13 protein-coding genes are annotated in these 15,711 nt (G+C 44.6%); 7 read left to right on the top strand and 6 right to left on the bottom strand.

The window, feature by feature from the left end; translation table 11 throughout:
* The first annotated feature begins 39 nt into the window (after window positions 1-39).
* The 4 genes from AC1DP6_RS08575 to AC1DP6_RS08560 all read left to right on the top strand — a co-directional run bounded on the left by AC1DP6_RS08575 (window position 40) and on the right by AC1DP6_RS08560 (window position 3,943).
* Window positions 40-1,332, top strand: coding sequence for an ABC transporter permease (locus AC1DP6_RS08575; RefSeq protein WP_477054462.1), 1,293 nt, complete (start codon window positions 40-42; stop codon window positions 1,330-1,332).
* A 92-nt stretch (window positions 1,333-1,424) separates the two neighbouring features.
* On the top strand, window positions 1,425-1,682 hold the full coding sequence (locus tag AC1DP6_RS08570; RefSeq protein ID WP_441573737.1) for a phosphopantetheine-binding protein: 258 nt from the start codon (window positions 1,425-1,427) through the stop codon (window positions 1,680-1,682).
* 13 nt (window positions 1,683-1,695) lie between these two features.
* On the top strand, window positions 1,696-2,910 hold the full coding sequence (locus AC1DP6_RS08565) for a beta-ketoacyl-[acyl-carrier-protein] synthase family protein (RefSeq protein ID WP_477054461.1): 1,215 nt from the start codon (window positions 1,696-1,698) through the stop codon (window positions 2,908-2,910).
* Between the two features lie 16 nt (window positions 2,911-2,926).
* Window positions 2,927-3,943 carry a beta-ketoacyl synthase chain length factor gene (locus AC1DP6_RS08560; RefSeq protein WP_477054460.1) on the top strand — a complete coding sequence of 339 codons (1,017 nt, stop codon included), beginning with the start codon at window positions 2,927-2,929 and terminating at the stop codon, window positions 3,941-3,943.
* Here the strand turns inward: AC1DP6_RS08560 and AC1DP6_RS08555 are convergent.
* The 4 genes from AC1DP6_RS08555 to rpsT form a co-directional block, all read right to left on the bottom strand.
* A complete protein-coding gene (locus AC1DP6_RS08555; protein ID WP_477054459.1) occupies window positions 3,940-4,635 on the bottom strand; it encodes a PDDEXK nuclease domain-containing protein in 696 nt (231 codons plus the stop codon). The two genes, AC1DP6_RS08560 and AC1DP6_RS08555, sit on opposite strands and share 4 nt — an antisense overlap.
* Window positions 4,636-4,803: 168 nt before the next feature.
* On the bottom strand, window positions 4,804-5,130 hold the full coding sequence (locus AC1DP6_RS08550) for a DUF1016 N-terminal domain-containing protein (protein WP_477054458.1): 327 nt from the start codon (window positions 5,128-5,130) through the stop codon (window positions 4,804-4,806).
* A gap of 318 nt (window positions 5,131-5,448) precedes the next feature.
* Window positions 5,449-7,173, bottom strand: a complete 1,725-nt coding sequence (locus AC1DP6_RS08545; protein ID WP_477054457.1) for a M14 family metallopeptidase — start codon at window positions 7,171-7,173, stop codon at window positions 5,449-5,451.
* Window positions 7,174-7,247: 74 nt separating this feature from the next.
* On the bottom strand, window positions 7,248-7,502 hold the full coding sequence (gene rpsT, locus AC1DP6_RS08540) for a 30S ribosomal protein S20 (RefSeq protein WP_331968888.1): 255 nt from the start codon (window positions 7,500-7,502) through the stop codon (window positions 7,248-7,250).
* A 241-nt stretch (window positions 7,503-7,743) separates the two neighbouring features.
* On the opposite strand from rpsT, the gene AC1DP6_RS08535 reads away from it, so the two are divergent.
* Window positions 7,744-10,506: a 2-oxoglutarate dehydrogenase E1 component gene (locus tag AC1DP6_RS08535; protein ID WP_477022951.1), complete on the top strand. Its 2,763-nt coding sequence runs from the start codon at window positions 7,744-7,746 to the stop codon at window positions 10,504-10,506.
* Window positions 10,507-10,601: 95 nt separating this feature from the next.
* Window positions 10,602-12,176 carry a 2-oxoglutarate dehydrogenase complex dihydrolipoyllysine-residue succinyltransferase gene (gene odhB, locus AC1DP6_RS08530; protein WP_477054456.1) on the top strand — a complete coding sequence of 525 codons (1,575 nt, stop codon included), beginning with the start codon at window positions 10,602-10,604 and terminating at the stop codon, window positions 12,174-12,176.
* A 68-nt stretch (window positions 12,177-12,244) separates the two neighbouring features.
* Here the strand turns inward: odhB and AC1DP6_RS08525 are convergent, their stop codons facing one another.
* Entirely contained in the window at window positions 12,245-13,078 is an 834-nt protein-coding gene (locus AC1DP6_RS08525; RefSeq protein ID WP_477054455.1) for a hypothetical protein, read from the bottom strand.
* A gap of 92 nt (window positions 13,079-13,170) precedes the next feature.
* Here AC1DP6_RS08525 and AC1DP6_RS08520 point away from each other — a divergent pair, with 92 nt between their 5' ends.
* Window positions 13,171-14,328, top strand: a complete 1,158-nt coding sequence (locus AC1DP6_RS08520) for an RsmB/NOP family class I SAM-dependent RNA methyltransferase (protein WP_477054454.1) — start codon at window positions 13,171-13,173, stop codon at window positions 14,326-14,328.
* Window positions 14,329-14,447: 119 nt separating this feature from the next.
* On the opposite strand, the gene mnmA is transcribed toward AC1DP6_RS08520, so the two are convergent.
* The gene (mnmA, locus tag AC1DP6_RS08515; protein ID WP_477022948.1) at window positions 14,448-15,557 is read right to left on the bottom strand and encodes a tRNA 2-thiouridine(34) synthase MnmA; all 1,110 of its coding nucleotides are present in this window, start codon (window positions 15,555-15,557) and stop codon (window positions 14,448-14,450) included.
* Window positions 15,558-15,711: the final 154 nt, after the last annotated feature.

Below are 15,711 nucleotides of genomic sequence, written 5' to 3'. Positions count from 1 at the left end.
TAAAAGAACACTAAAAGCTAAAGCAGAGAGCTAAAGGCTATGTTAAGATTACTGGCAACAATTAGGAAAGAATGGCAACTGCTGTTACGTGATAAAACAGGATTAATACTGCTGTTTGTGATGCCACTGGTATTAATCACGGTGATGGCGCTGATCCAGGACGCTCCGTTTAAAGATTACCAGGATATCAAATTTGACATATTAACGGTCGATAATGACCACGGTCGTTTGGGTCGTTATGTAAAAGAAGGGCTTGAATCCGGTGGACAGTTTAATATTATTGATTCGCTGGAAGGCCAGCCGATAACGGCAGAACGGGCCAAGCAGCTGGTGAATGAAGGAAAGTACAAGATCAGTATCATTGTGCCTGCGGGAGCTACGGCTGCTATTGTCAGTAATGCGAACCGTATTGTTAACGACATTTCCCAGCGTATGGGCATGTCGGTATCTTTACCGGTAAAGAAGACCGCTGATTCGCTGAATGTGATCATTTATTTTGATCCTGCGGCCAAGAAAGCATTCAAAGGGGCTATACATCAGGCGTTGGATAATTTTCTTACACAGGTGGAAACAGATATGTTGCTGGACCGCATTAAGCACCAGCTACGTAGTAAAGATTCAACAGCCGCCAGTACAGATACTTTACCGATCCGGCTGCAGGCCGTTGGATTAAAGGAGCATAGCACAGGTACAGGTAAACAGCTGGATGTAATCTCCAATTCTGTGCAGCACAATGTGCCGGCATGGAGCATCTTTGCCATGTTTTTTATCGTAATTCCTATTGCAGGCAATATGATCCGGGAAAGAGAAGACGGTAGTTTATTGCGGATGAAGCTGATACCGGGATCTTACCTGGCTATTCTGGCGGGCAAGATGTTGTTTTTTGTAGGCATTTGCGTGTTGCAGTTTTATGCGATGATGTTGGTGGGTATCTATATATTGCCACAGCTGGACTTACCCAGACTCGTCATGGGACACCATCACGGCGCTACCGTTCTGGTAGCTTCGGGAATAGGACTGGCAGCAACAGCTTACGGTATCCTGATTGGCACGATATTTAAAACGCCTAACCAGGCATTGAACTTCGGGGCGATCTCTATCGTAATATTGTCTGCCATCGGTGGTATATGGATTCCGCTGGAAGTGATGCCAGCCAAGATGCAGTTACTGGGGCATCTATCGCCGCTTAGCTGGGGACTGGATGCTATCAATGACGTATACCTCCGCAATGGGGATATTGATTATGTATGGAAGAATGTGTTGAGATTAATACTCACAGGATTGGCTATGCTGGCCATAGCCGGGTGGGTGGAAAAAAGAAGAATGAACTGATAAATGTTTTCAAAACAATAGTAAAACTGTATTTTTACTCCCCACAAGGGCATTCGCCTGTTGTGAACAACAGGTGATAAACCTACAACATTATGGAAGAATTAAAAAAGAAACTGAAAGAACAAATCATCGAGGCGCTGAATCTTCAGGATACCAAACCGGAAGATATTGATGACAACGCACCATTATTCGGAGATGGACTGGGACTTGACAGTATTGATTCACTGGAATTGATGGTGTTGCTGGAAAGACAGTATCATATCAAAGTAGAAGATCCACGTGAAGGTCGTAAGATCTTACAGTCTGTTCAGTCTATGGCAGAATTTATCGAATCAAAACAACCGGCATAAGTAAACTGGCTGCATGGCGGAAAGAGTGTTTATAACAGGGGTAGGAATGATCACCGCTATTGGTGATAATGTAGCCGGAAATTTATATAACCTGCGGGCACAGCACAGTGGCCTGGGTTATAGCAGTTACATAGATACTATTTACAAAAGCGTGCTTCCGGTAGCGGAAGTAAAGCATCCCAGCGAAGCATTGTTTGCGTTGGCCGGTATTCCGGTGAAGGACGGGTTTACCCGCACTACTTTACTGGGGATGGCTGCTATGCGGGAAGCATTGCAGGATGCTGGTATCACGGATGTACAATCGGCTCCCACCGGTTTTATCAACGCCAGTACAGTAGGCGGGATGTGTGATACGGAGAAGTTATACTTCGATATTATTGACCGCGATAAAACAGGTACTTTTTTACAATATATAGATACCCTGGATTGCGCGGATTGTACGCAACGTATAGCCGACATCGTAGGATTCACAGAACATATTGCCACTATTAGTACCGCGTGTTCTTCTTCTGCCAACGCACTGATGTTTGGTGCACGTATGATTAAGCAGGGCATGCTGCCACGGGTAGTATGCGGAGGTACAGAAGCACTTACCCGCTTTACGCTGAATGGGTTTAACTCCCTGAAAAATGTGGATAAGCAGTTTTGCCGTCCCTTTGATCAGCAACGTACGGGCCTTAATCTGGGTGAGGGCGCTGCCTACCTGGTACTGGAAGGTGAATCTTTTGCAAAGGCCAACAACAGCCGTATTCTGGCGGAACTGAGCGGTTACTGTAATACCAATGAAGCTTTCCATCCTACGTCTCCTTCACCTGAAGGTGATGGCGCCTATGAAGCAATGAAGCTGGCACTCGCTATGAGTGGCAGATCATTGGAGGAGGTAAGCTATGTCAACGTACACGGTACTGCCACGCTGAATAATGATGTTTCTGAAGGGAAGGCACTGGAGCGCCTGTTTGGGGACAAAGTGCCCTTATTCAGCTCTACAAAGCCATTTACAGGGCATACATTGGCGGCAGCTGGTGCAATAGAAGCTATTTATGCTATCTTGGCTATACAACATGGGTTAATATTCCCTAATCTCAATTTCTCCGAAAGAATGGAGGAACTGCGTATCAGCCCGGTAACGGAACTGATAGAGGGACACCCGGTAAATAATGTTATTTCAAACTCATTCGGCTTTGGGGGCAATAATGCTTCCCTGGTGATCAGCAAATATGAAGGGTAACTGTTACATACAAGGAATGGCGGCTATTTCCCCGCAGCTAACTTTCGAGGGGGATATTTTTTCGGCGCCACTGATACATACAGATAGTAACCTGCTTGCCTGTATTGAACCCGACTATAAACCATTTATTCCAGGCAACAGTCTGCGCCGCATGACACGTGTGCTCAAAATAGGGCTGACTGCTGCGCTCAGATGTATACAGGATAGTGGACTGGATACACCTGGTCCTATTGTTACCGGCACCGGTAAAGGCAGTTTACAGGATACCGAGAAGTTCATCAAGGAAATTGTTGAGTACAAAGAAACCGCCTTAAATCCTACTCCATTTATTCAGTCTACCTACAATTCTGTAAATGGGCTTATCGCCCTACAGCAGAAGTGCACTGCCTATAACAATACATTTGTACACCGTGGTTTCTCTTTTGAGAATGCATTACTGGACAGCATGATGCTGATACAGGAAGGTGCTTCTCATACATTGACCGGCGCTTTTGAAGAAATTACAGCGGAGCATTTTTATATTAAGAGCCGTATCGGTTTCTGGAAAGAAGCACCAGTGAACAGCGCGGAGCTGTATCAACATTTGTCTCCCGGTACTATTGCAGGAGAAGGAGCTACTTTTTTTGCCCTCACCGGTACACCATCGTCCCATACTTACGCAGCTATTTCCGGTTTTAAAATGCTGTATAAACCTGCGCCAGGCAAGCTGACTGCTGCCCTGAAAGATTTTAGTGCAGGCGCAGATCTGATTATCACCGGCCGTAATGGCGACAGCCATCATGAGCATTTTTATGAAGAACTGGATAGTTGTTATCCGGGTGTTCCGCAAATATCTTTTAAGCACTTATGTGGTGAGTATGATACTGCGGGTGCTTTTGGTGTATGGCTCGCAGCACAAATAATAAAAGCACAGCAACTGCCACAACAGTGGTTTCCCCAGCTGCAGTCATTGTCTGCGCCTGTTAATTCCATTTTATTTTATAATCATTTTTACGGAGAACAGCATGTAATGCTGCGGTTGGAAAGGGTTTAGTTTTCGCATCTTCTCAGTTCTGCTGCCAGGCACTGCTGCAATTCCTCTACAGTAGGCAGTTGTACGGCATAGGTAGAAATGAACATTTGCTGATCCATTCCTGCCGGAATAGCATATTTGGCTAGTGCTTCATCTTTGTCTCTTTCTGTCACCAACAAAATACCAATGGGCGGGTTATCGCCGGGTTCCGTCATTTCTGCCTTGAAATAATTCAGATAAGTGGTCAGTTGACCTGTATCTGCATAACTGAATTTACCAACCTTCAATTCTATCAGTACATGACATTTCAGGATACGGTGATAAAACACCACATCTACAAAGTAATATTCCTGTCCTATCAGTATTCTTTTCTGTCGCCCTTCGAGGCAAAAGCCATGACCCATTTCGAGCAGGAATTCCTCCAGATGATCCAGTAATTTTTCTTCTACTTTGCTTTCTTTTTCTATTGCTTTTTGAGGAAGATCGAGGAACTCAAAAGCGTATAAGTTTTTAATCAGATCTGCCGGCGTTATAGGACTTTCGGCTGATTGCTGCACTAGTCTGGAAAGTTTTTGTGGGTCGGCGGTAAAGCCCATGCGTTCGAAATAGCCGGTGTGGATCTGACGTTTTAGTTCCCGTAGGCTCCAGTTGCCTTTGATAGATTCTACTTCATAGAAAGTGCGTCGTAATATGTCATCTATGCGTAGAAGCAAGGAGATATGAGAGAGAAGGAAAGGTTATTGACTATTTTTTTTCCTGGCACGCGATTGATTAACAATTGATCACTTGGTGAGGCCCCAATCTTTTTCTTTGAAGATTTTAGTTTATGAGGCATTAACTGATGAATCTTATCTGATTGATTATTAGTTGTTTGTAATTCGTCAGACAGTGTCTGACGAATTCGCATGTTGATTTTTTTCAAATTCGTCAGAGACTTCTTTTCCGACTTGTGGATAATATTGATAAAACTGTCGGCACAATTTTAAATTAGTGGCAGATAGCTTTAAATCAGGCAATCCTTTGGAAATATGCTCCAATAATTGCGTTCCATATTTCGCCCTGTCTACACCATTCTGTTCGTATTCTACAATATAACAACCGATCATCCAGTTACGGATGGTAAGCGAGCGGTTAATAGCTTTGGCGGCTACTTCCTGGAAATGTACATGTGTAGTTTCAATGCTGTTAAGCAGGTGATTAAACTTCATTGTTGATATGGTTTATGTGGTTAATATTTGTTGTAATTGAAGGATGTTAATAAACGTGATATTGATGTTGAATCAATTTTTTCTGATTGCTTAGTGAGGAGAGAAAGAGGTTTATATCACGTAATTGAAGATAGCTAGCAAACGTGTAAACGGGCACGAATTTAACGGTTACAAACAAACATGAATTGTTCATTTTGTTCATTGACAAAATGAGCTGTTCATTATCAATTTAATTGCGCCGTCACTGACGGCGTAATTAAAAATAAAAAGCGGAGATACGAGTTCCGCTCATATCTCCGCTTCCATCATCTTACAAAATTATTTTACTCTATATACCGGATAGCGCATGTATTCCGGTTCTGCATAAGGAGAATTTCTGTATATAAAATTCAGTTGAGCGCTGGCACTATTTGCAAAAGCGGTATCACTTGCCCTCTTCTTATTTAATGAATCCTGTAATTCAGGATGTTGTTGCAGATAAGCGGCGCCGGTATCTTCAAAAACATAAGGAGAATAACCTTCTTTTTGTGCGAGGATGGCATCAAAAAAATTCCAGGCAAAATACGAATCACCAGCAGTAGGTTCCAGTGTTTCTATCAGGAAACGATTGGCCGTTTGATCCATCGGAATGTAAACATCGCCTTTGCGAAAACGGATAGAATCCATGCTGCTGCTCACTTTTATATTGGTGTGCAGGTAATGTTTTTCATATGGTTTGGAATTGGTCTGGAAGTCTGCAATATGATATACTTCTACATACACCGTTGTATCATGTGCTAACGGTTGCAGCTGTACGTTATTATTTTTCAGGAGATGAATAACGGCCCACCAGCCTTGTGGTATAATATACGCGCGTGGTTTCTCCACAAAATTTTCTTCCGTGGCGGTGTTATAAAATTTTATCTGCCTGGTGTAGGGCTTTGTGCGATCGTAGTATAGTCGTGGTAAGCCGGATATGCCGCTGGGCTTGTGTCCTGACTCAAACCCACGAAAGGTGATCAGGCTATATTTATTCATATCAAATTGCCACGATAGTGGAAATGTTTTTTGTGTAATAGCGGTTTGCTTAGCCTGTTCGCGCAGTTGTTTAATCGTTTCGCTGTGTGTGGACGTAAACTGTATGAAGCATTCCATCAGGGCGTAGGTGGCTTTTACGCGTAATGGATAGGGCTTCAGCATATGCGTTTCCGGTACAAATCCAAAGGTATGAAACAGTGTCGTATAGCCGGTAGAGTAGCGGGGAGCATCTGCAAATTCCACCCATCCGCTGTCGGGTGTTTCACCAAAATGATTTACATAAGGAACGAGGTCATAGCCTTTTGTTTTCATGAGGGCATATAATCCGGGTTCAAATGTTTTATTCATGAATTCGCCCATGGCGCCACCGAGTTTATTATGCTGGGTGGTCAGCAGGGTCATGATATGCTGGTAGTCTGCCCCGTTGCTTACGTGGTTATCCACAAATACGTCCGGATCCGTGAGTTGGTAGATTTGCTGGAAGGCGAGGGCATTTTTTGAATCTGTTTTGATGAAGTCGCGGTTAAGGTCCAGGTTCTGGGCGTTTCCGCGGGAGCCAAAGGCATCGGGGCCGTTCTGATCTACCCGGTACCATGGGGAGCGGTTCAGCATGCCGCCGATGTTATATACCGGAATAACGGCAAGAATGATGTTATCGGGGAGTTTGATTTTGCCGAGGGCCAGGTCGCGGAGCATCATCATGCTGGCGTCTATCCCATCAGGTTCTCCCGGGTGGATACCGTTGTTGATGAGGATAATGCGTTTATTCTTTTTATGGAGACTTTTAAAGTCGAAATCCTTTTGAGGGGAGTAGGTCACCAGGTGAAGCGGAAATCCGGCATCTGTGGAACCGATGGCCTCCATATGGATTTGGGGGAAGCGTTTGGCGAGTAGCTGGTAGTATTGAATGACTTCCGGGTAAGTAGCGGTTTCCTGACCGGCTGTCTTTTCGTAGCGGGTAGTAAGGTCCTGGGCGGAAGACAGTAGCGGTAGCAGGCAGGCGAGGAGGATAGCTATTTTTTTCATTATACGAAAGTGAATAGAAAAACAAAAAGCCCTTCCTTTGGGAGGAAGAGCTGTAAATATTGTTACTGAAACAATTAAGCCAACGCTAAAACGCGCTTAGCCAGCTTGCTTTTCAGATTTGCTGCTTTGTTCTTGTGAATAACGTTACGTTTAGCTAATTTATCCAGCATAGAAGCTACCTCTGCTAAATCTTTCTCCGCTGTTGCTTTCTCAGTCACCGCTTTCAGGTCACGGATGGCATTACGAGTAGTTTTACCGTAGTAACGGTTACGCTCATTACGCTTTCTGCTTTGACGTACGTCTTTTTTCGTTGCTTTATGGTTTGCCATTTTTCAAATTTCAAGTTTCGGACGGCAAAGGTAACTATTTCCCATTTAGAAAACAAACTAAATGTAGTTTTTCCGTCGAAGAGCAAATATAAGGGTCTTTCATCACAGATAATCAGTTGATTTTTTCTAATTTTTTCCATCCGGCGTATCAAAAAACGAGCGATATTTGCAATCCCATATATTAATATATTGGGACCAACAGAAAAGTATTTGAACTGAAGATCAGCAAAACTCGTTGTAAATGAAGGACTTCTCATTCGTCACCAACTCACATCCTGCTTACATAGAATCGTTATATCAGGATTTCCGCAAAGATCCCAACTCTGTAGACCCGGATTGGGTTAAATTTTTCGAAGGATTTGATTTTGCAGTATCCAGTGTAAACGGCAACAAGGCGGCAGCATCAGCGCCTGTAGCAGGGGGCAGCACTTCGTTGCCTGTGAGCGACGACCAGTTGGCAAAAGAACTGGGCGTATACCGCCTGATACAGGCGTATCGCAAAAAAGGCCACCTGATTGCTAAAACCAACCCCATTCGTGAAAGAAAAGACAGGAAAGCCAATCTCGATCTGGCCAGCTTTGGATTAGGGGACGCTGATCTCAAAACAGAATTCTTTGCAGGAACTACCATCGGTGTCGGCAAAGCTTCCCTCGAAAAGATTGTTGCCTATCTGACCCAGATTTATGCCAGCTCAGTAGGATTACAATACACTTACATCAATGCCCGCGACAAGGCTAAATGGCTGGAAAAGGAATTTGAGGCAGTAATGACACAACCTTTGTCACTGGAACAGCGCCGCCGCATTTTGCAGAAGCTGAACCAGGGTGTTATTTTCGAAAAATTTCTCCACACAAAATATATCGGGCAAAAGCGTTTTGGTCTGGAAGGTGGTGAATCCACTATTCCGGCACTGGATGCTATCCTTAATGTAGCCGCAGAATATGGTGTACAGGAATCTGTGATTGGAATGGCGCACCGTGGCCGTTTAAACGTACTCGCCAATATCCTGGGTAAAACCTACGAGCAGATCTTCAATGAATTTGAAGGACTGGCCGTACCGGATATGACCATGGGTAGCGGTGATGTGAAATATCACCTTGGTTTCCGTTCCCAGGTAACCACTCCATCCGGCAAGCCGGTAAATCTGCAACTGATGCCTAATCCTTCCCACCTGGAAGTGGTAGATCCGATTGTGATCGGTTTTGCGCGCAGTAAAGCAGATGTAATTTATGACAGCGATTACGACAAAATATTGCCTATCCTCATTCATGGTGATGCTGCCGTAGCCGGTCAGGGCATTGTGTATGAAGTAGAGCAGATGAGCAAACTGAAAGGTTACTACGTAGGTGGTACCATTCACTTTGTGATCAATAACCAGATTGGTTTTACCACTGACTTTGATGATGCACGTTCTTCAGACTACTGTACCAGCGTAGCTTCTATCGTTCAGGCACCGGTATTCCACGTGAATGGCGATGATGCAGAAGCGGTGGTGAAAGTATCACAGCTGGCTGCCCGTTACCGTCAGGAATTCAATGAAGACGTATTCATTGATATGGTTTGTTACCGCAAACATGGCCACAACGAAGGTGATGAACCTAAGTTCACCCAGCCAAGCTTGTATGCATTGATTGAAAAACACGCTAATCCGCGTGAAGTATATACCCAGTTCCTGCTGAATAACGGCGAGTCTGATGCAGCAGCATTGGCGAAGGAAATGGAAAAAGGATTCTGGGATGAATTACAGGCCCGCCTGGATGAAGTAAAACAACATCCGCTGCCGTATGCCAACCAGAAACCGGAACAATGGTGGCAGGCCCTGCGCAAATCTACGCCGCAGGACTTCGAATCTTCCCCGGTAACCGCTATCAAGGAAGAAGATTTCAAACGCCTGTTTGACGGGCTGATGAAATGGCCTGAGAATTTTGTTCCCCTGCGCAAAGTGAGCAAATTACTGCAGGATAAGATCAAGTTGTACCAGGAAGAAGGCAAGGTAGACTGGGCAACCGGTGAACTGTTAGCTTACGCCAGTCTCCTGATCGAAGGCAAAGATGTTAGAATGAGTGGAGAAGATGTAAAACGTGGTACTTTCTCTCATCGCCATGCGGTGTTGTTTGATGAAAATACCAACGAAACTTACAACCGTCTCAGTCATTTCCAGGAGAAACAGGGTAAATTCAGAATTTATAACTCTTTACTGAGTGAATATGGTGTATTGGGTTTTGAATATGGTTATGCCATGGCCAACCCCAACAGCCTGGTATTGTGGGAAGCGCAGTACGGCGACTTTGTAAACGGTGCACAAACAGTGATTGATCAGTATATTACCAGCGCAGAACAGAAATGGACTACGCAGAATGGACTGGTGATGTTATTGCCTCATGGTTATGAAGGTGGTGGACCAGATCACTCCAATGCCCGTCCGGAACGTTTCTTACAGCAATGTGCGGAAGAGAATGTAGTGATCACCAATATTACTACTGCCGCTAACTTCTTCCACGCGTTACGCCGTCAGTTGACCTGGCAGTTCCGCAAACCACTGATTAACTTCTCTCCGAAAGCGAATCTGCGCCATGTGGGTGCTTATTCTACTACGGAAGAATTTACACAGGGAGGATTTAAAGAAGTGCTGGATGATCCATTCATCGATGATGCTTCAGTGGTAAAGAAAGTGTTACTGTGTTCAGGTAAAATGTATTTTGACCTGAGTGACAAGCAAGGTAAAGATGACCGCAAAGATGTGGCCATTGTTCGCCTGGAGCAACTGTATCCGCTGCCAATCAAACAGCTGGAAGCTATTTCTCAGAAGTATAAAGGTGCCACCTTCTTCTGGGTACAGGAAGAGCCGCTGAATATGGGTGCCGCCGCGTTCCTGCAAATGAACCTGAAGCAGATCAATTATGGTGTTATCAGCCGCAATCCAAGTGCGTCTACTGCTACCGGTTATGCGAAAGTACATGCACGTGAGCAGCAACAGATTATTGATACGGCTTTTAACATCTAAAAAAAATAAAAGTATAAACAGAATAACCTGGTTTAACGTTAAGCTAAAGACTAAAAGCTAAAGGCTAACCTGGTATCACCATCAACTGATTAAATATGGTTATCGAAATCAAAGTCCCTACGGTAGGAGAATCTATTAGCGAGGTAACAATTGCAAAGTGGTTGAAGAAAGACGGAGATTATGTGCAGCAGGACGAGGTATTATGTGAAATGGAATCAGAGAAGGCAACCTTCGAACTGAATGCAGAGAAAGCAGGTGTCCTGAAGATTGCTCCGGCAGCTCAGGAAGGCGCTACTTTGAAGATCGGTGATGTAGCCTGCAGCATTGATACAGATGCAGCCGCACCAACCGGTGATGCCGCTCCTGCAGCAGCAGCTCCCGCTGCCCCTGTTGCAGCAACCGCACCGGCAGCTGAAGCAGCACCGGCCGCACCTGCAGTGAACAAAGGGACGATTGAAATGAAAGTGCCTACAGTAGGAGAGTCTATAAGTGAAGTAACACTGGTAAAGTGGATCAGGAATAATGGTGATTATGTAGAGCGTGATGAAGTGGTATGTGAACTGGAATCAGAGAAAGCTACGTTCGAACTGAATGCAGAAGAAGCGGGTGCGCTGATTACTGTAGCAAAAGAAGGAGATACTTTAAAAATAGGCGATGTTGCCTGTAAAATAGATACCAGTGTTGCAAGACCTGCGGGTAAAGCAGCACCGGCAGCCGCTCCGGCTGCTCAGGCATCAAAAGCTACTCCGCAGCCACAACAGGCGCCTGTTACCAGCATCCCGAATGATTTGAAAGCATCTCCGGTAGCAGCAGCAGTGATTGCAGACAAACATGTGGATGCCTCCAGCATCAAAGGTTCCGGTGCACATGGTAAAATCATGAAAGATGATGTACTGGCTGCCCTGCAAAATCCAGGGGTAGCTATTGGTCAGGAAATGTTTACCCGTCAGGAACGCCGCGAAAAGATGAGCAACCTGCGTAAAACTGTTTCCCGCCGCCTCGTGGAAGCCAAAAATACAACGGCTATGCTCACTACCTTCAACGAGGTAGACATGACCGAGATTATGGCGCTGCGTGCCAAATACAAGGAAGTATTCAAGAAACAGCATGAAGTAAATCTTGGCTTTATGAGCTTCTTTACGAAAGCATGCTGCTTTGCATTACAGGAATTCCCGTCTGTAAACGCTTACATCGACGGAGAAGAACTGGTATACCACGACTACTGCGATATCTCTATTGCAGTATCTGCTCCTAAAGGTCTGGTAGTTCCGGTGATCCGTAATGCAGAAAGTCTGGATATGGCAGGTATTGAAAAAGCAGTGGTGGAACTGGCTACCAAAGCCCGTGACAACAAATTGACGATGCCCGAAATGACCGGTGGTACTTTCACGATCACTAATGGTGGCGTATTTGGTTCACTGATGAGTACACCTATCATCAACATTCCGCAATCTGCTATCCTGGGTATGCACAAAATACAGGATCGTCCGATGGCGGTAAATGGTCAGGTAGTGATCCGTCCAATGATGTACCTGGCGCTGAGTTACGATCACCGCATCATTGATGGCCGTGAGTCAGTAAGCTTCCTGGTAAGGGTGAAAGAAATGCTGGAAAATCCTGAACAACTGTTGTTCGGTAAAGATCCACTGAAAGCATTACTGAAATTATAATAGCAACTGGTAATAATATAAAAGAGAAGGCGGAGATGATGATTCATCTCCGCCTTCTCTTTTTTGGATCAGTAATACGTATATATTTTCCATAATTTTTGTACACCCTGTTGTATAGCATACACTTTAGTTACACGACCACAGCGGTCTTTAGTGAAGTTATAACTGGTAACAGCCGTCGGTGATTGATGCAGTAGCAAATGATGACTGGATGATGGCAGGTGCAGACTGGACGCGGCCGGATCATATTGCAGCGCATAGTGTTGATTGATGCTATAAGCATAGAACCATCCGTTGTTATAAGCGGTATATTCCGGATTTAACTCATTGCTGTAAGTGTAATAGTATTTACTTTCTTCCGGCGTATTTGAAGAACGTGCAGAGGTAATGACAGAGTCTGCGTCAGTAGGATGGAGGGTATTGGTGAAATAGGCAATTTCCTTCAATTTCGAACTCCCATTGGAAATAAGCAGCCCCGCTGTTGCTCCGGTGTACCATTGTACATTACGACTGAAAGTATAGGCATAGTTTGTTGCAACAAAAAGCGGAGAAGAGATCCCGGATATAAGACCATTGACAGAACGATATTGGATATCATAAGTACCCACCAGGCCAATCAGACGTACGTTGGTAAGATGATTTTGTACATCGTAGGTCATTATATAGGTGAGGGGGCCGGTACCGTGGCTGTTGTTTTCTATATCAATAATGCTGTCTACCCTGCCTTGCTGATCATATGTGTAACGTCGTTCAAAGCTGAGGGTACTACTGGCAGTATCATATACGGTGACTGTTTTGACCGGCGTGTTGCATACATACTGTGGTGGAATCTTTTTACATGAATAGAAGCAGATAAAGGCATATGCCATTAATAGCATACAGGGATAGCGTAATGCTTTCATAACAGGAACAGTTTAGGAGGTTAAATGAATTGGTGAAAATAACGATGTTAGCTGCTATGTGGTAGCGTCAATATTAGCCCTTATCTTCGCGTATGACCCGTTGGGAAAATTATTTAGCATCAGCAGAGAAAATTATAGGCGCCTACCAGGGCAGCCTGCCATTACATCATTTTCTGAAATCCTTTTTTAAGGAGCATCCCTATATGGGAGGACGCGACCGGCGCTGGATTTCGCAGCTGGTATATCATTATTTCCGTTTAGGACATTGGGGAAAATCACTTCCAATAAGTGAGCGGATAATAACAGGTGCCCTGCTTTGCGAAACAGCGCCGAACGATTTTCTGGCAGCAGTGAGGCCAGCCTGGAATCAGTCCACTACCTTGCCATTAACAGAGAAAACCGCCTTGTTATCTGACGTATTAACGCCCTCATCTATCTTCCCTTTGCTGGAAGATTTATCAGCAGGTATTGATGCTAACGCCTACGCCTACACTATTCTTAAGCAGCCACGTTTGTTTATTCGTGTGCGCAATAACAGGCTGGAGAAAGTATTGCAGTTGCTGGATAAAGCGGCTGTGGTATATGAAGTATTTACGAATAACACTACTGTGGCTTTGCCTAACGGCACCAAGATAGAAGTGATTGTGCCAGAGAAAAGCTGGTATGAAGTACAGGATGCATCGAGTCAGCAAACCGGTGAATTGTTTTTGCCCACAAAGCAGCAGCGTTGGTGGGATTGTTGTGCCGCCAGTGGCGGCAAATCTATTCTCCTGAAAGATCAGCAACCGGGTGTGCAGTTGCTGGTATCAGATGTAAGACGGTCCATCCTCGAAAACCTGCAGCAGCGCTTTGTTGCAGCAGGAGTTAAGAACTATGAAGCACGTGTGGCAGACCTGACAGCAGAAAATTTTCCTGCCAGCATGGGGAGCCAACAATTTGACGGCATTATCCTGGATGCTCCCTGCAGTGGTTCCGGTACCTGGGGGCGTACCCCTGAAAGTATTTCCTTCTTCAAAAGAGAAGAAATAGTGAAGTATCAGCAGTTGCAGAAACGTATAGCCCATAACGTGATACCTTTCTTAAGAAAGGGGGGCGCGTTGATTTATATTACCTGTTCTGTGTTTCGGCAAGAGAATGAAGAAGTGGTGAAGTATATAGAAGAAATCAGTGATTTGCGGCAGGAGAAAGGAGGCGTGATTGCAGGGTATGATAAGGGCGCGGATACGATGTATGCCGTAAGGATGTCGTGATCTTTTTTGACAGTAAGATCATTATTTAAAAGTTAGCAATAAAAATTTTGTCAGCATAAAAAGGGTGCGAAGACTTCCATCTCCTCACCCTTTGCTTTATCTATCTTATGAAATTATTCTTATAACACTATTGGTACCGCGCGTTGAATAATACCGCCGCCAATCACGTCATCGCCTTCGTAAAAAACAGCTGACTGACCAGGAGCAATACCCTTCACACTTTCATAAAAGCTCACTTTTACCTGGCCGTTTTCATTGTACAGATTACTCAGTGCGCCTTTGTCTTTATACCGGATTTTTGTAGTGGCTTCCATTCCTTCTCCAATCGTTTCGTACTTACCCATGTTGATACCACTGACAAACATTTCGCTTTTCTGTAGTTCATCCTCATTACCAAGCACTACCGTATTTGTTTCCGGGATGATCTCCGTTACAAATACTGGGCGTCCAAGGGCAATTTCAAGCCCTTTACGCTGCCCAACTGTATAGAAGGGGTAACCCTTGTGATGACCAACAATAGTGCCATCTGCGAGCACAAAATTGCCTCCGTTGACCCTTTCTTCCAGACCATCCACCTTTCTCTTCAAAAATCCGCGATAATCGTTGTCTGGTACAAAGCAAATTTCATAGCTTTCTGCCTTTTTAGCCAGTTCCGGATACCCGAAATCAAAGGCCATCTGACGGATAGCTGTTTTACGGTAGTTACCCAGAGGAAGCATGGTACGGGCCAATACATCCTGTTGAATACCCCACAGCACGTAGCTCTGATCTTTGGTTTCGTCTACACCTTTACTGATCACGTAACGGCCATTATCGTGCTGACGGATTTGTCCGTAGTGACCGGTAGCAATAAACTCGCAGTCCATAGCATCCGCACGTTTCATCAGTGCGCGCCATTTTATATGTGTATTGCACAACACACAAGGATTGGGTGTACGTCCTGCAATATATTCCTCGACAAAATTATTTATAACAAAATCACCGAATTCATCGCGGATATCCAGCACAAAGTGCGGGAATCCATGATGCACCGCCGCCGCGCGGGCATCGTTAAAAGAATCTAGGTTACAGCAGCCGGTTTCCTTTTTACTGGAACCAGCAGATGCATAATCCCAGGTTTTCATGGTGATACCCACCACTTCATATCCCTGTTCATGCAACATCAGTGCTGTAACAGTACTGTCTATACCACCGCTCATGGCTACCAGCACTTTACCATGCTTGCTCATTTGGAAAAGTTTAAGGATGCAAAATTACTTAAATTCCAGCCAACGGCCATCTATCCTTTATTGATCCTGACAATGAGCGGATTGATTCTGACTATATCATTGATAGCATTTTCTCCTCTTTTTAGCGTTTATTTCCCGAAACACTATAAATTGT

The sequence above is a fragment of the Chitinophaga sp. 01L420 genome (assembly GCF_056399985.1).
This window is presented reverse-complemented; position numbering and strand designations above follow the sequence as displayed.